This is a genomic window from Alphaproteobacteria bacterium (assembly GCA_016699305.1).
GTDB lineage: Bacteria > Pseudomonadota > Alphaproteobacteria.
Genome location: CP064970.1, coordinates 1,646,974 through 1,660,514 on the forward strand (window position 1 = coordinate 1,646,974; position 13,541 = coordinate 1,660,514).

23 protein-coding genes are annotated in these 13,541 nt (G+C 60.0%); all 23 read left to right on the forward strand.

The window, feature by feature from the left end; translation table 11 throughout:
- Positions 1 to 11 precede the first annotated feature (11 nt).
- The gene (fusA, locus tag IPI58_07805; protein QQR68734.1) at positions 12 to 2,099 is read left to right on the forward strand and encodes an elongation factor G; all 2,088 of its coding nucleotides are present in this window, start codon (positions 12 to 14) and stop codon (positions 2,097 to 2,099) included.
- 102 nt (positions 2,100 to 2,201) lie between these two features.
- Positions 2,202 to 3,389, forward strand: coding sequence for an elongation factor Tu (gene tuf, locus IPI58_07810; GenBank protein ID QQR68735.1), 1,188 nt, complete (start codon positions 2,202 to 2,204; stop codon positions 3,387 to 3,389).
- A 33-nt stretch (positions 3,390 to 3,422) separates the two neighbouring features.
- The gene (gene rpsJ, locus IPI58_07815; protein QQR68736.1) at positions 3,423 to 3,731 is read left to right on the forward strand and encodes a 30S ribosomal protein S10; all 309 of its coding nucleotides are present in this window, start codon (positions 3,423 to 3,425) and stop codon (positions 3,729 to 3,731) included.
- Between the two features lie 57 nt (positions 3,732 to 3,788).
- Positions 3,789 to 4,472 carry a 50S ribosomal protein L3 gene (gene rplC / locus IPI58_07820; protein ID QQR68737.1) on the forward strand — a complete coding sequence of 228 codons (684 nt, stop codon included), beginning with the start codon at positions 3,789 to 3,791 and terminating at the stop codon, positions 4,470 to 4,472.
- A gap of 24 nt (positions 4,473 to 4,496) precedes the next feature.
- Entirely contained in the window at positions 4,497 to 5,117 is a 621-nt protein-coding gene (gene rplD / locus IPI58_07825; GenBank protein QQR68738.1) for a 50S ribosomal protein L4, read from the forward strand.
- The gene (locus IPI58_07830) at positions 5,114 to 5,338 is read left to right on the forward strand and encodes a hypothetical protein (GenBank protein QQR68739.1); all 225 of its coding nucleotides are present in this window, start codon (positions 5,114 to 5,116) and stop codon (positions 5,336 to 5,338) included. The genes rplD and IPI58_07830 overlap by 4 nt, the downstream gene beginning before the upstream one ends.
- A gap of 42 nt (positions 5,339 to 5,380) precedes the next feature.
- Positions 5,381 to 5,683: a 50S ribosomal protein L23 gene (locus tag IPI58_07835; GenBank protein QQR70085.1), complete on the forward strand. Its 303-nt coding sequence runs from the start codon at positions 5,381 to 5,383 to the stop codon at positions 5,681 to 5,683.
- 32 nt (positions 5,684 to 5,715) lie between these two features.
- Positions 5,716 to 6,543: a 50S ribosomal protein L2 gene (gene rplB, locus IPI58_07840; protein ID QQR68740.1), complete on the forward strand. Its 828-nt coding sequence runs from the start codon at positions 5,716 to 5,718 to the stop codon at positions 6,541 to 6,543.
- A gap of 15 nt (positions 6,544 to 6,558) precedes the next feature.
- Positions 6,559 to 6,837 carry a 30S ribosomal protein S19 gene (gene rpsS, locus IPI58_07845; protein ID QQR68741.1) on the forward strand — a complete coding sequence of 93 codons (279 nt, stop codon included), beginning with the start codon at positions 6,559 to 6,561 and terminating at the stop codon, positions 6,835 to 6,837.
- A gap of 24 nt (positions 6,838 to 6,861) precedes the next feature.
- Complete coding sequence (gene rplV, locus IPI58_07850; protein ID QQR68742.1) at positions 6,862 to 7,368, forward strand: 50S ribosomal protein L22; 507 nt, start codon at positions 6,862 to 6,864, stop codon at positions 7,366 to 7,368.
- A gap of 5 nt (positions 7,369 to 7,373) precedes the next feature.
- On the forward strand, positions 7,374 to 8,078 hold the full coding sequence (gene rpsC / locus IPI58_07855; protein ID QQR68743.1) for a 30S ribosomal protein S3: 705 nt from the start codon (positions 7,374 to 7,376) through the stop codon (positions 8,076 to 8,078).
- A 121-nt stretch (positions 8,079 to 8,199) separates the two neighbouring features.
- Positions 8,200 to 8,616 (forward strand): 50S ribosomal protein L16, encoded by a 417-nt coding sequence (gene rplP, locus IPI58_07860; protein QQR68744.1) that lies wholly within the window; start codon positions 8,200 to 8,202, stop codon positions 8,614 to 8,616.
- A gap of 64 nt (positions 8,617 to 8,680) precedes the next feature.
- Positions 8,681 to 8,908: a 50S ribosomal protein L29 gene (gene rpmC / locus IPI58_07865; protein ID QQR68745.1), complete on the forward strand. Its 228-nt coding sequence runs from the start codon at positions 8,681 to 8,683 to the stop codon at positions 8,906 to 8,908.
- 13 nt (positions 8,909 to 8,921) lie between these two features.
- Positions 8,922 to 9,176 carry a 30S ribosomal protein S17 gene (rpsQ, locus tag IPI58_07870; GenBank protein ID QQR68746.1) on the forward strand — a complete coding sequence of 85 codons (255 nt, stop codon included), beginning with the start codon at positions 8,922 to 8,924 and terminating at the stop codon, positions 9,174 to 9,176.
- 48 nt (positions 9,177 to 9,224) lie between these two features.
- Positions 9,225 to 9,593, forward strand: coding sequence for a 50S ribosomal protein L14 (gene rplN / locus IPI58_07875; protein QQR68747.1), 369 nt, complete (start codon positions 9,225 to 9,227; stop codon positions 9,591 to 9,593).
- A gap of 2 nt (positions 9,594 to 9,595) precedes the next feature.
- Positions 9,596 to 9,913 carry a 50S ribosomal protein L24 gene (gene rplX, locus IPI58_07880; protein ID QQR68748.1) on the forward strand — a complete coding sequence of 106 codons (318 nt, stop codon included), beginning with the start codon at positions 9,596 to 9,598 and terminating at the stop codon, positions 9,911 to 9,913.
- Positions 9,910 to 10,590, forward strand: a complete 681-nt coding sequence (gene rplE / locus IPI58_07885) for a 50S ribosomal protein L5 (protein ID QQR68749.1) — start codon at positions 9,910 to 9,912, stop codon at positions 10,588 to 10,590. Before rplX ends, rplE begins: the two co-directional genes overlap by 4 nt.
- 26 nt (positions 10,591 to 10,616) lie before the next feature.
- Positions 10,617 to 10,922 (forward strand): 30S ribosomal protein S14, encoded by a 306-nt coding sequence (gene rpsN / locus IPI58_07890; protein ID QQR68750.1) that lies wholly within the window; start codon positions 10,617 to 10,619, stop codon positions 10,920 to 10,922.
- A 48-nt stretch (positions 10,923 to 10,970) separates the two neighbouring features.
- Positions 10,971 to 11,357, forward strand: a complete 387-nt coding sequence (gene rpsH, locus IPI58_07895; GenBank protein ID QQR68751.1) for a 30S ribosomal protein S8 — start codon at positions 10,971 to 10,973, stop codon at positions 11,355 to 11,357.
- Positions 11,358 to 11,377: 20 nt separating this feature from the next.
- Entirely contained in the window at positions 11,378 to 11,911 is a 534-nt protein-coding gene (gene rplF / locus IPI58_07900; GenBank protein ID QQR68752.1) for a 50S ribosomal protein L6, read from the forward strand.
- A gap of 51 nt (positions 11,912 to 11,962) precedes the next feature.
- On the forward strand, positions 11,963 to 12,337 hold the full coding sequence (gene rplR, locus IPI58_07905; GenBank protein ID QQR68753.1) for a 50S ribosomal protein L18: 375 nt from the start codon (positions 11,963 to 11,965) through the stop codon (positions 12,335 to 12,337).
- A 66-nt stretch (positions 12,338 to 12,403) separates the two neighbouring features.
- Positions 12,404 to 13,252, forward strand: coding sequence for a 30S ribosomal protein S5 (gene rpsE, locus IPI58_07910; GenBank protein ID QQR68754.1), 849 nt, complete (start codon positions 12,404 to 12,406; stop codon positions 13,250 to 13,252).
- A 46-nt stretch (positions 13,253 to 13,298) separates the two neighbouring features.
- The gene (gene rpmD, locus IPI58_07915) at positions 13,299 to 13,514 is read left to right on the forward strand and encodes a 50S ribosomal protein L30 (GenBank protein ID QQR68755.1); all 216 of its coding nucleotides are present in this window, start codon (positions 13,299 to 13,301) and stop codon (positions 13,512 to 13,514) included.
- Positions 13,515 to 13,541 lie beyond the last annotated feature (27 nt).

Sequence of the window (13,541 nt, forward strand, 5' to 3'; positions counted from 1 at the left end):
AGCTTTATATCATGGCACGCACCACACCCCTTGATCGTTATCGCAACATCGGCATCATGGCCCATATCGATGCGGGTAAGACGACGACGACCGAACGCATTCTGTTCTACACCGGCAAGTCCTATAAGATCGGCGAAGTGCATGAAGGCACCGCCACCATGGACTGGATGGAGCAGGAACAGGAACGCGGCATCACCATTACATCGGCGGCGACCACGACTTTTTGGAAACTGGCGGATCAATCCTATCGCATCAACATCATCGATACGCCCGGCCATGTCGATTTCACGATCGAGGTCGAGCGTTCGTTGCGCGTGCTGGACGGCGCGGTCACGGTGTTCGACGGCGTGGCGGGTGTGGAGCCTCAGTCTGAGACCGTGTGGCGTCAGGCCGATAAGTACCATGTGCCGCGTATGTGCTTCGTCAACAAGATGGACCGCATCGGCGCCAATTTTTACCGCTGCGTGGATATGATCAAGGGCCGCCTGGGCGCGGTGCCTTTGGTCGTGCAGCTGCCCATCGGGTCCGAGTCCGAGTTTGTCGGCATCGTCGATCTGGTCAAGATGAAGGCGATCGTCTGGAAGGATGAGAACCTGGGCGCGGAATTCTACGAAACCGAGATCCCCGCCGATCTGAAGGACAAAGCGCAAAGCTATCGCACGCAGCTGGTGGAAACCGCTGTCGAGATGGACGATGCGGCGATGGAAGCCTATCTGAACGGTCAAGAGCCCTCGATGGACACGTTGAAGGCCTGTATCCGTAAGGGTACGGTTGCCTTTAAGTTCGTGCCCGTTTTGTGCGGCTCGGCGTTCAAGAATAAGGGTGTACAGCCTTTGTTGGACGCGGTTGTTGAATTCTTGCCGTCACCTTTGGATAGGGGAGCCGTCAAGGGGCTTCGTCCCGACTCGACGGATGAAGATAGCCGTGCGGTCGATGATGCGGCTCCGTTCTCGGCGCTGGCGTTCAAGATCATGACCGATCCGTTTGTGGGCTCGCTGAGCTTTGCCCGCATTTATTCGGGCACGGTGCAAAGCGGCTCTTATATCCTGAATTCGGTGAAGGATGAGCGCGAGCGCGTGGGCCGCATGTTGTTGATGCATGCGAATACCCGCGAAGAGATCAAAGAGGCCCATGCGGGCGATATCGTGGCTTTCGCGGCGCTTAAATCCACCACGACGGGCGACACGCTGTGCGATACGGCCAAGCCGATCATTCTTGAGCGCATGGAGTTCCCCGATCCGGTCATCGAGGTCGCGGTGGAACCCAAGACCAAGGCCGACCAGGAAAAGATGGGCGTCGCCTTGCAGCGTTTGGCTCAAGAGGATCCGTCCTTCCGCGTGTCGGTGGATCACGAAAGCGGCCAGACGATCATCAAGGGTATGGGCGAATTGCACTTGGAAATCATCGTCGATCGCATGCGACGCGAATTCAAGGTGGAGGCCAATGTCGGTGCGCCGCAGGTGGCGTATCGTGAAACCATCACCCGCCGCGCCGAGATCGACTATACTCATAAGAAGCAAAGCGGCGGTTCGGGCCAGTTCGCGCGCATCACTCTGGTATTCGAGCCGCAAGAGCGCGGCGCGGGCTTTCTGTTCGAAAGCAAGATCGTGGGCGGCGTGGTTCCCAAGGAATTCATCCCCGGCGTCGTCAAAGGACTGGAATCGGCCAAGAACAACGGCATCATGGCGGGTTTCCCCACCATCGATTTCAAGATCCAGTTGGTCGATGGCGCGTATCACGATGTCGACTCCTCGGTGCTGGCGTTCGAAATCGCCGCGCGCGCGGCCTTTAAAGAAGGCATCGCCAAGGCGGGTCCCGTGTTGCTAGAGCCTGTCATGCGGGTCGAGGTCGTCACGCCCGAAGACTATATGGGCGATGTGATCGGCGATCTGAACAGCCGCCGTGGACAGATTACGGGTATGGATCAGCGCGGCAATGCGCGTGTGATCGACTCGGTGGTGCCTTTGTCCAGCATGTTCGGCTATGTCAACACGCTGCGTTCGATGACTCAAGGGCGCGCCAATTATTCGATGGAATTCCATCACTATGACCCGGTGCCTCAGAATCTGGCCACGGAAATCCGTGAAAAGACGCGCTAGGTGTGGGATGGTAGGGAACGGTAAAACGAGAAAAGCAGGTCACTAGGAAATCAGGTCTGGGAAACCCACAGGAACAACTCGAGAGAAACGACGGAGATCACCATGGCAAAGGCCAAATTCGAACGCAACAAGCCACATATCAACATCGGCACCATCGGCCATGTTGACCACGGTAAGACCACGCTGACCGCCGCGATCACCAAGGTGTCGCACAGCTTGGGCTTTGGTGAGTTCAAGGATTACAGCTCTATCGACAGCGCCCCGGAAGAGAAGGCGCGCGGTATCACCATCAACACGGCCCATGTGGAATACGAGACTCCCAATCGCCACTATGCCCATGTGGACTGCCCCGGCCACGCCGATTACGTGAAGAACATGATCACCGGCGCGGCGCAGATGGATGGTGCCATTCTGGTGGTCTCGGCTGCCGATGGTCCCATGCCTCAGACTCGTGAGCATATCTTGCTGGCCCGTCAGGTCGGCGTGCCCGCCATCGTCGTCTTCATGAACAAGATGGATATGGCCGATCCCGAGCTGGCCGAGCTGGTCGAGATGGAAGTGCGCGAGCTGCTGACCTCCTACCAGTTCCCCGGCGACAAGATCCCCATCATCAAGGGTTCGGCTCTGTGCGCCTTGGAAGACAAGGACGAGAAGCTGGGCAAGCAAGCCATTGTCGAGCTGTTGAAGGCGGTGGACGAATACATTCCCCAGCCTGTGCGCGACAAAGAGAAGCCCTTCTTGATGCCGATTGAGGACGTGTTCTCGATCTCGGGTCGCGGCACCGTGGTGACGGGGCGTTGCGAGCGCGGCATTGTGAAGGTCGGCGATGAAATCGAGATCGTCGGTTTGAAGGCCACTCAAAAGACCACGGTCACGGGCGTTGAAATGTTCCGCAAGCTCTTGGATCAAGGCGAGGCGGGCGACAATGTCGGCGTGCTGTTGCGCGGCACCAAGCGTGAAGATGTCGAGCGCGGCCAAGTCTTGGCCAAGCCCGGCAGCATCACGCCGCACACGCGCTTCAAGGCCGAGGCCTACATCCTGAACAAGGAAGAGGGTGGCCGTCATACGCCGTTCTTCACCAATTACCGTCCGCAGTTCTACTTCCGCACCACCGATGTGACGGGCGAAGTGACACTGCCCGAGGGTACGGAAATGGTGATGCCCGGCGACAACGTGTCGATGGAGATCAAGTTGATCCAACCGATCGCCATGGATGAAGGCTTGCGCTTCGCTATCCGCGAAGGCGGCCGCACCGTCGGCGCCGGTGTCGTCACTAAGGTTATTGAATAGTTCGGTAACATCAAGGCTAGAGGGAATCAGGTCATGCAAACGCAACATATTCGCATCAGGCTGAAATCTTACGATCACCGCGTCCTGGATCAGGCCGCGCGGGAGATCGTCAGCACGGCCAAGCGTACCGGTGCGCGTGTGCGTGGCCCGATTCCCATGCCTTTGTATATCGAGCGGTTTACGGTTAACACCAGCCCGCATGTCGATAAAAAGGCGCGCAATCAATATGAGATTCGCGAACACAAGCGTTTGCTCGATATTCTCGAGCCGACGCCGCAAACCATCGATGCGTTGATGAAGACGGATCTGGCCGCGGGTGTGGATGTGGAGATCGAGGCCTAACACGGTTTTCGGATCGTAAAGGGCATCAAGGAAGCAGGAAAGTTGAGGGGACGTGCTATGCGCACAGGTGTTTTGGCCAAGAAGATCGGAATGACCAGCGTTTTTCGCGACGATGGTTCTCATGTGCCGGTGACGGTGCTGCAACTGCAGTCCTGCCAGGTCGTCGCCGTTCGCACGGCCGAGAAGGATGGCTATACGGCTCTTCAGATTGGCGCGGGAATGCCCAAGGTCAAGAACATGACCAAGGCTCTGCGCGGCCACTTTGCCAAGTCAAAGGTCGAGCCGAAGACCCGTTTGGTGGAATTTCGCGTGACGCCCGAGGCTTTGCTGGATGTGGGGGCTGAAATCAGCGCCGCGCATTTCGTCGAAGGCCAATATGTGGATGTCACGGGCGTATCCATCGGACGCGGCTTTGCCGGTGCCATGAAGCGTCATAACTTTAAGGGTTTGCGCGCCACGCACGGCGTGTCCTTGTCCCACCGTTCGCACGGCTCCACGGGTAACCGTCAGGATCCGGGCAAGGTGTTCAAGGGCAAGAAGATGGCCGGTCATATGGGCGATGTGCGCGTGACCACGCAAAATCTGAAGGTCGTCTCGGTGGATGCCGAGCGCGGCTTGGTTCTGGTGCATGGCAACGTGCCCGGATCCGAACAAAGCTGGGTGCGTGTGCGGGATGCCGTGCGTCGTAAATTGCCCGAAGGCGCGCCGTTTCCGGCGGCGCTGAAGGAAAAAGCGGCGTAAGAAAGGGCTTGAAGGAGCGTTACGATGAAGGTCAAAATCCATAATATCGATAACAATGCCGTGGGCGAGCTGGACTTGGCCGACTCGGTTTTTGCCGTCACGCCGCGCCGGGACATCCTGTTCCGCATGGTCATGTGGCAGCAAGCCAAGGCGCGCGCCGGCACTCATAAAGCCAAGACGATCGCGGATATCTCGGGCACCACGCGCAAGCCGCATGCTCAAAAGGGCACCGGCCATGCACGTCAGGGCAGCCGTCGTTCGCCGCAATTCCGCAAGGGCGCGGTGATCTTTGGACCCGTGGTGCGTAGCCATGAACACGAACTGCCCAAGAAGGTGCGCGCCTTGGCCTTGCGCATGGCGTTGTCCGCCAAGCAGGCCGAAGGCAAGTTGATCGTGCTGGATCAGGCCGCTGTCCCCAATCACAAGACCAAGGAATTGGCCGGTAAGTTGGAAAAGATGGGCGTGTCGTCGGTGTTGGTCGTGGGCGGCGCGACGCTGGACGATAATTTCGTTCGGGCCGCGCGCAATCTACCTTTCGTGGATGTTCTGCCCACCCAAGGCGCGAATGTGTATGACATCATGCGCCGCGATACCTTGGTTCTGACCCAAGAGGCCGTCGCCAAGCTCGAGGAGCGGTTGGCATGACGCAACGAAGACGGCAAGAACAACGACGGAGTTTTGCCGGGCAAATCAAGTTCGGGCCGGGTGGTACGCCGCTGAATATGAGCGAAGTGTGTAATGATTTGGTCGGTAAACCGATTGTGGTCGAGCGGAAAACCAGGGTGTCAGTACAGGTGTCAGTACAGCGGCCTCAGTCGCTTAAACATGTAGAATTCGGCGCGCTGCGCTGTGGACAGGAGAGTTAAGAGATGAGCGGTCGTTGGTTGCACCGGAGCAAGCCGGAAAGAGTGGCGGGGGCTGATTCCTCGGTCCATTTTGGCACCTTGCTGTCGCCGGTGATCACGGAAAAGAGCAGCATGATCAGTGGCAACGGCCAGTATGTCTTCCGTGTGCCTTTGGCGGCCAGCAAGCCGCAGATCAAGGCCGCGGTCGAGGCCGTGTTCAAGGTCAAGGTCGAGGCGGTCAACACGTTGCGGAGCCTGGGCAAGACCAAGGCGCGCAAGGGTCGCAAGATCTTCCGTTCGGACAGCAAGAAGGCGGTTGTCACTTTGGCCGATGGCCAAAGCATCGACGTCGCCACCGGCGTCTGACGGGCTTTGAGGATAAGAGGAGATAGGCACAGATGGCATTAAAGACCTACAGCCCCAGATCGCCCGGCTTGCGTCAGCTGGTTCAGGTGGATCGTCGCACCCTGTGGAAGGGCGGCCCGGTCAAGAGCTTGACCGAAGGCTTGTCCTCACATGGCGGCCGTAACAACACGGGGCGCATCACCACGCGCCACCAGGGCGGCGGACACAAGCGCCGTTATCGTCTGGTGGACTTCAAGCGTCGTCACTTTAACGTGTCGGCCAAGGTCGAGCGTTTGGAATACGATCCCAATCGCACTGCCTGGATCGCCTTGATCCGCTATACGGATGGCACTTTGTCTTACATCCTGGCGCCCCAGCGCTTGGCCGTGGGCGACACGGTGGTCTCGGGCGAGAAGGTCGATATCAAGCCCGGCAATGCCATGCCTCTGAAGAGCATCCCGGTGGGCACTATCGTCCATAATGTGGAGCTGCGGGCGGGCGCGGGTGGCCAGATGGCGCGTTCGGCGGGCACTTATGTGCAGCTGGTCGGTCGCGACGGCGGCTATGCGCAGATCAAATTGTCCTCGGGCGAATTGCGGCGCGTGCGCGGTGAATGCATGGCCACGATCGGCGCGGTGTCCAACCCCGACCAGATCAATATTCAATTGGGCAAGGCCGGTCGTAATCGTTGGAAGGGCGTTCGCCCCAGCGTGCGCGGCGTGGCCATGAACCCGGTCGATCACCCTCATGGCGGCGGCGAGGGCAAGACCTCGGGCGGCCGTCATCCTGTGACGCCGTGGGGCAAGTGCACCAAGGGTATGAAGACTCGCAACAACAAGAAGGCGGATCGGATGATCATCCGCCGCCGTCGCAAGAAGTAGCAAGGAGGCCGCATCGTGGCTCGTTCAGTTTGGAAGGGACCGTTTGTGGATGGTTATCTGCTGGCCAAGGCGGAGAAGGTGCGGGCTTCGGGCCGCAACGAGATCATCCGTATTTGGTCGCGGCGTTCAACCATCCTGCCGCAATTCGTGGGTTTGACCTTTGGCGTGCACAACGGCAAGGAGTTCATCCCGGTGGCGGTGAATGAGAACATGATCGGCCATAAATTCGGTGAGTTTTCGCTGACGCGCACCTTCCGAGGCCATGCCGGCGACAAAAAAGCCAAAAAGGGCTGATGTGAAGGATAAAGGGGATATTCGATGAGCAAGACTAAGGCGTTGCCCACACATGACGAGGACCAGGCTATTGCCGTGGCCCACGCGCTGCGCAGCAGTCCGCGCAAGCTGAATCTGGTGGCGGCCAGCATTCGCGGCCAGCATGTCGCGCATGCGTTGAACCTTCTGGCCTTCAACCGTCGCCGTATCGCGCAGACGGTGCGCAAGGTTTTGCAGTCGGCCATCGCCAATGCCGAGAACAATCATGGACTGGACGTCGATCGTTTGGTGGTCAGCGAGGCTAGTGTCGGTCGCGCCTTCGCCTTAAAGCGTTTCCATGCGCGCGGTCGCGGTCGTGGCGCGAGCATCGAAAAGCCCTACAGCCATTTGCGCATCATCGTGACGGCAGAGGATGACGAGAACGGCTTGGGACGCAAGGCGTCCGGTCGCCGCGCCGCCCGCGCCGATGCCGGCGCGCCCAAGGCCAAAAAGGCCGAGCATAAAAAGACAGCCGACGCTTCGTCGGATCAACAGCAGCAAGCGGGGGCCTGAACGGTATGGGACAGAAGATTAACCCCATTGGATTTCGCATTGGTGTGATCCGTAGCCCGGACAGCCGGTGGCATCCGCAGCGGTCGTCCGTCTTCGGGCCCGCTTCCTACGGGGAATTGCTGCATAAAGATCTGCGCTTGCGTCAAATGCTGGAAAAGCGTCTGGGCAGCCAGGCCGGCATCAGCCGCATCGTGATCGAGCGTCCGGCCAAGAAGACCCGCGTGACGGTTTATTCCGCGCGTCCGGGCGTGGTGATCGGCAAGAAGGGCGCGGATATCGAAAAGCTGCGCACCGATCTGGCTAAGATGGCCGAAGTGGACGATATCAGCCTCAATCTGGTGGAAATCCGTAAGCCCGAGCTGGATGCGCGTCTGATCGCCGAGGGCATCGCCAACCAGTTGGAACGCCGCATCGCCTTTCGTCGCGCCATGAAGCGGGCCGTGCAATCGGCCATGCGTTTGGGGGCTTTGGGCATTCGCGTCAATTGCGGTGGCCGTCTGGGCGGCGCGGAAATCGCGCGCACGGAATGGTACCGCGAAGGCCGCGTGCCGTTGCAGACTCTGCGCGCCGATATCGATTACGGCACCGCCACCGCCAAGACGACTTACGGCGCATGCGGCGTCAAGGTCTGGGTGTTCAAGGGAGAAATCCTGGAGCATGACCCGATGGCTGTTGAAAAACGTGCCCAGGAACAGGGCAACAGGAGCTAAGAACACGAATGAACACCCGGATCGTGGCCCTTTATATGTGTGATATGCGGCGGATGCCGCAGGGCAAGGCCTGGGTTCAATCTCGAGCAATCGAGAACAACGACATGAACGGATATGGATCATGCTAAGTCCGAAGAAGACCAAATACCGTAAGGCCCATAAGGGGCGCATCCATGGTGCGGCCAAGGGCGGCACGGACCTAGCCTTTGGCTCGGTGGGCCTGAAGGCGGTGGAGCCAGAGCGTATCACCGCGCGTCAGATCGAGGCCGCGCGTCGCGCCCTGACCCGCCACATGAAACGCCAGGGCCGCGTGTGGATCCGCATTTTTCCGGATGTGCCGGTTTCGCGCAAACCCGCTGAAGTCCGTATGGGTTCGGGCAAGGGCGCCCCGGAATTCTGGGCCTGCCGCGTGCATCCAGGACGCATCATGTTCGAGGTGGACGGGGTGACCGAGACCGTGGCGCGCGAGGCCTTTGCCTTGGCCGCCGCGAAATTGCCTATCAAGACGCGCGTTGTGTTCCGCGAAGGCGGACATTGAGTGCGGATGTAAGTTTAGGTCAAACGACGTGAATGAATAAGAGAGTTTGAGGGAGTTGAACAACATGTCTGACAAGGGTGCCGATACCCGGGCCAAATCCGAAAAGGAACTGGCCGGCCAGCTGCAGGATCTGCGGCGCGAGAGCATGAATCTGCGCTTTCAACGCGCCACCGGCCAGTTGAAGAACACGGCCCGTGTGCGTGAGGCGCGTCGCGCCGCCGCGCGCATCCTGACGATCCAGAACCAGCGTCGCAGCGAAGCCGCGACGACCGGTTCAGGCAAGAGCAAGTAGGAGGAACGAACACATGCCCCATCGCATGCTTCAAGGAACCGTCGTTAGCGATAGCGCCGACAAGACCGTAACCGTCTTGGTCGAGCGCCGCGTGCGCCATCCCTTGTACAAGAAGTTCATGACCCGCTCGAAGAAGTACCTCGCACATGACGAGGGTAACATTCACAAAAAGGGCGAGAAGGTGACGATCGAAGAATGTCGTCCTCTGTCGCGCCGGAAGTGCTGGATGGTGGTCGAGGGCAACATGGAGTCGGCGGCCAAGGCTTGATGGCCAGGGCTTCATGGAACGAGCAGGGATAGTGAAGGAGTCGATACGATGATACAGATGCAAACCCACCTAGATGTGGCCGATAACAGCGGCGCGCGCGAGGTGATGTGCATCAAGGTGCTGGGTGGCTCAAAGCGTCGATACGCTGCTGAGGGGGACATTATCGTCGTCTCCATCAAAGATGCCATTCCGCGTGGCCGCGTCAAAAAAGGCGAGGTGCACAAGGCTTTGATCGTACGCACGCGCAAAGGTAAGAAGCGCGGCGACGGTACCTTGATCCGCTTTGATACCAACGCCGTGGTGTTGGTTAACAAGGACGGCGAGCCGATCGGCACGCGTATCTTTGGCCCGGTGGTGCGTGAATTGCGCGCCATGGGCTTTATGAAAGTCATTTCGTTGGCCCAGGAGGTGCTGTAACCATGGCCGCGCGTATTCGCAAATCGGACAAGGTGATCGTTTTGTCCGGTAAGGATAAGGGCCGGGTGGGCGAAGTCCTCCGGGTCATTCCGAAAGAAGATCGGGTCGTGGTGCAGGGCATCAATGTCGTCTCGCGCCACACACGCCCCAGCTGGAAGGATCCAGGCGGCATCAAGCGCGTTGAAGCGCCGATGCATGCGTCCAAGGTCACTCCGGTGGATCCCAAGACGGGCAAACCGACACGGGTTGGATTCAAAAAGTTGGAAGACGGGCGCAAGGTGCGCGTCGCCAAGCGTTCAGGTGAGGTTATTGATCGATGAACAAGAGCAAGGAAACAACGCCCGGCCAGGCGGCCGCTGCAAAGCCCGCCAAGAAACCGGCCGCCGCCAAGACCAAGGCCGCCGCTGTGTCGGAATCCGCCTCTGCCGAGCCTTCGGTTCAGTTGGATGCCAGCGGCAAGCCGCGCTTGCAGCTGCGCTATGAGCAGGTCATCAAATCGGCCCTGATCGAGCAATTCGGCTATGGCAATGCCATGCAGGCGCCGCGTCTTGAGAAGATCGTCATCAATATGGGCGTGGGCGGGGCGACTGCCGATAGCAAGCGACTGACCCAAGCCGTGGCCGATTTGGCCTTGATCGCGGGGCAAAAACCCGTGATCACGCATGCCAACAAGGCCATCGCGACCTTCAAACTGCGCGAAGGCATGGGCATTGGCTGCAAGGTCACCTTGCGTAGCCGCAAGATGTATGAGTTTCTGGATCGTCTGGTCAATATCGCATTGCCGCGCGTGCGCGACTTTCGCGGGGTTTCCGGGCGCAGCTTTGACGGTCGCGGCAACTATGCCATGGGCCTGAAGGAGCAGATCGTGTTTCCGGAAATCGACTATGACAAGATGGAATCTGTTCGCGGAATGGATATCATCTTTGTGACCACCGCCAAGACGGATGCCGAAGCCAAAGCCTTGCTTAAGGGCTTCGACATGCCGTTCTCGAATTGACGGTTTGAAAGGAAGAGGGAGCCAACATGGCCAAACTCAGCTCGGTAGAGAAAAACAAGCGCCGTCAGCGCATGGTCAAGTCCTATGGACCGCGCCGCAAGCGTTTGAAGGCGATCATCAGCAACCGCGCCTTGCCGATCGAAGAGCGGTTCGCCGCTCAGGTCAAATTGGCGCAGCTGCCCCGCAACAGCAGCCCGGTGCGCGTGCGCAACCGGTGTGAGCTGACGGGTCGGCCCAGAGGCTATTACCGGCGCTTCCGTCTTTGCCGCATCATGCTGCGCGAATTGGCACAACGCGGCATGTTGCCCGGCGTGACGAAATCAAGCTGGTAGTGTGAAGAAGATGACGTTGGGATCAAGGAACATCAGAGGGAAACGGACATGGCATTAAGCGATCCCTTGGGCGATATGCTGACACGCATCCGCAACGGCCAGAAGGCCCGCAAAGCGGAAGTACTCAGCCCGTCCTCGAAGCTGCGCCGCAGCGTGCTCGATGTGCTCAAGCGCGAGGGCTACATCCTCGGCTGGCACGAGGACGAGGAGGGCCAGTTACATATCACGCCTAAATACTTTGAGGGTCGCGGCGCGATCCAGTTGATCGAGCGCGTTTCGACGCCCGGTCGGCGAGTCTATGCCGCGATCAAAAAGTTGCCGCGCGTCAGCAACGGGCTGGGTATCTCCATCCTGTCCACGCCGCGCGGTGTGATGTCGGACAACGAGGCGCGCAGCGCCAATGTTGGCGGCGAAGTCTTGTGCAAAGTCTATTGATAAGGCGGGGTTGAGCGATCATGTCACGCATCGGTAAACACGCGATCACCGTCCCGTCTGGCGTGACGGTCGAGATCAAGGGGCAAAGCGTCTCCGCCAAGGGCAAGATGGGCGTATTGTCCATGAGTGTCATGGACGACGTGGGCGTCACGCTGGAAGATGGCCGGGTCAAGGTTGCCCCGCGCACCGCCTCTCGCGCCGGACGCATCATGTGGGCGACCACGCGCACGCTGGTGGCCAATATGGTCAAGGGCGTGTCCGATGGCTTCCGCAAGGTGCTGGAAATCGACGGTGTCGGTTACCGCGCCGCGGTGCAGGGGAACGAAGTGGTCTTGCAGCTGGGCTACAGCCACGAAGTGCGCTACGCCATCCCCGAAGGCATCGCCATCAAGGCCGATAAGCCGACGGTGCTAAGCATCAGCGGCATCGATTGCCAGCGCGTGGGGCAGGTGGCGGCGGAAATCCGCTCCATGCGCCCTCCCGAGCCTTACAAGGGCAAGGGCATCCACTATGAGGGTGAGCGCATCCGCCGTAAGGAAGGCAAGAAGAAGTAATCAACGCGCGCCGTCCTGAACGGAGGGCGCGAACAGGGTGAGGATAAGGTTATGAGCAGTGGAAAAGCGGTCCAAAGGCAACGTCGGGCGTCTCGCGTACGCAAGGTTCTGGCGCATCGGCGGCGGACGAAGCCGCAAGAGGCTCGTGTACGCCTGACGGTGTTCCGCGCCGACCGAAACATCTATGCCCAGGTCATTGACGACCGGACGCAGCAGACTTTGGCGTCGGCCTCGTCCTTGGATCTGAGGGATACGCTGAAAAGCGGCGCCAATAAGGACGCGGCGGCAGCCGTGGGCAAGCTGGTGGCCGAGCGCGCCTTGGCCGCCGATGTCAAGCAGGTGGCGTTCGATCGCGGCGGTCATCCCTATCATGGGCGTGTGAAGGCCCTGGCGGATGCGGCGCGCGAAGGCGGGCTGGAGTTTTAACCGGGAACGGAAATCGGTGTGAGGGCCTAGGCCTTCACGATACGACGCAGCAAGGGAACAAGCCTCATGGCAAGCAACGACAAGAGTAAAGACGCCGGCAAGTCCGAAAAAGCCGCCAAGCCCGCCGAGAAGAAGATCGGCGACAAAAAGCCCGAACGCAAGGCTTCCAAGCCTGCGGGCGCGGCGACGGGTGCCGCTAAACCGGCCGAGAAATCGGCTGGCGGCGAAGGCGCAGGCGCGACTGAGGCTCATGCCGGTCAGGGCCATGGTCATGGTCGCGGCGGCCGTGAAGGCGGCGGCGGCGGTCATGGGCGCGAGGGTGGCGGCGGTCGTCGTCGTCGCGATGGAGAGAACCGCGACCGCGACAACCGCGAAGGCGAAGAGCTGATCGAAAAGCTGGTCAGCATCAACCGCGTCTCGTCGGTGGTCAAGGGCGGTAAGCGCTTTAACTTTGCGGCTTTGGTGGTGGTGGGCGACGGCAAGGGCCGTGTCGGCCACGGCACCGGCAAGGCGCGTGAAGTGCCCGATGCCATTCGCAAGGCCACGGCCAGCGCGCGCGCGCGTTTGTTGCGCGTGCCGCTACGCGATGGTCGCACGCTGCATCATGACTCGCGCGGCCATTTCGGCTCGGGCAAGGTGGTGGTGCGCACGGCTCCCAGTGGTACCGGTATCATCGCGGGCGGTCCTATGCGCGCGGTGTTCGAGGCCTTGGGCGTCCATGACGTGGTGGCCAAGTCGGTGGGCAGCTCGAATCCGCACAACATGGTTCGTGCGACTTTCGATGCTTTGGCGAATGTCTCAAGCCCCCGTTTGGTGGCGGCGCGCCGTGGCAAGAAGGTCAGCGATATCCTGGGCCGTCGTCCCGACGAAGTCGGCGAAGGCAAAGAGGCGGCTCCCAAGGGCGCAGCCGCTTAATCGGCCAGGAATAACGGCAAAATAAGAGAAGGTAAGGGGACCAAGGATGACCGGGAAAAAGAGCAGTGGCGACAAGACGGTGACGGTGCGGCAGATCGCAAGCGGCACTGGCCGTAAGCCCGGCCAGGCTCAGACCCTGACGGGCCTGGGATTGGGCCGCATCGGCGCGCAGCGCGACTTGCAGGATACGCCTGCGGTGCGCGGCATGATCGCCAAGGTGCATCATCTGGTTGAAGTGGTAAGCGGAGCCAAGGGCGCGTAACCCTTTTCTTGGCGCATCCTGGCACAA

Coding starts and splice junctions, on each gene's coding strand:
- rplD (QQR68738.1), top strand. CDS start 4,497: ATGAAGGTCAAAATCCATAATATCGATAACAATGCCGTGGGCGAGCTG.
- rplF (QQR68752.1), top strand. CDS start 11,378: ATGTCACGCATCGGTAAACACGCGATCACCGTCCCGTCTGGCGTGACG.
- rplB (QQR68740.1), top strand. CDS start 5,716: ATGGCATTAAAGACCTACAGCCCCAGATCGCCCGGCTTGCGTCAGCTG.
- rpsH (QQR68751.1), top strand. CDS start 10,971: ATGGCATTAAGCGATCCCTTGGGCGATATGCTGACACGCATCCGCAAC.
- rpmD (QQR68755.1), top strand. CDS start 13,299: ATGACCGGGAAAAAGAGCAGTGGCGACAAGACGGTGACGGTGCGGCAG.
- tuf (QQR68735.1), top strand. CDS start 2,202: ATGGCAAAGGCCAAATTCGAACGCAACAAGCCACATATCAACATCGGC.
- rpsJ (QQR68736.1), top strand. CDS start 3,423: ATGCAAACGCAACATATTCGCATCAGGCTGAAATCTTACGATCACCGC.
- rpsC (QQR68743.1), top strand. CDS start 7,374: ATGGGACAGAAGATTAACCCCATTGGATTTCGCATTGGTGTGATCCGT.
- fusA (QQR68734.1), top strand. CDS start 12: ATGGCACGCACCACACCCCTTGATCGTTATCGCAACATCGGCATCATG.
- rplE (QQR68749.1), top strand. CDS start 9,910: ATGAACAAGAGCAAGGAAACAACGCCCGGCCAGGCGGCCGCTGCAAAG.
- rplN (QQR68747.1), top strand. CDS start 9,225: ATGATACAGATGCAAACCCACCTAGATGTGGCCGATAACAGCGGCGCG.
- rpsN (QQR68750.1), top strand. CDS start 10,617: ATGGCCAAACTCAGCTCGGTAGAGAAAAACAAGCGCCGTCAGCGCATG.
- rplX (QQR68748.1), top strand. CDS start 9,596: ATGGCCGCGCGTATTCGCAAATCGGACAAGGTGATCGTTTTGTCCGGT.
- rplR (QQR68753.1), top strand. CDS start 11,963: ATGAGCAGTGGAAAAGCGGTCCAAAGGCAACGTCGGGCGTCTCGCGTA.
- rplV (QQR68742.1), top strand. CDS start 6,862: ATGAGCAAGACTAAGGCGTTGCCCACACATGACGAGGACCAGGCTATT.
- rpsE (QQR68754.1), top strand. CDS start 12,404: ATGGCAAGCAACGACAAGAGTAAAGACGCCGGCAAGTCCGAAAAAGCC.
- rpmC (QQR68745.1), top strand. CDS start 8,681: ATGTCTGACAAGGGTGCCGATACCCGGGCCAAATCCGAAAAGGAACTG.
- rplC (QQR68737.1), top strand. CDS start 3,789: ATGCGCACAGGTGTTTTGGCCAAGAAGATCGGAATGACCAGCGTTTTT.
- rplP (QQR68744.1), top strand. CDS start 8,200: ATGCTAAGTCCGAAGAAGACCAAATACCGTAAGGCCCATAAGGGGCGC.
- IPI58_07830 (QQR68739.1), top strand. CDS start 5,114: ATGACGCAACGAAGACGGCAAGAACAACGACGGAGTTTTGCCGGGCAA.
- rpsQ (QQR68746.1), top strand. CDS start 8,922: ATGCCCCATCGCATGCTTCAAGGAACCGTCGTTAGCGATAGCGCCGAC.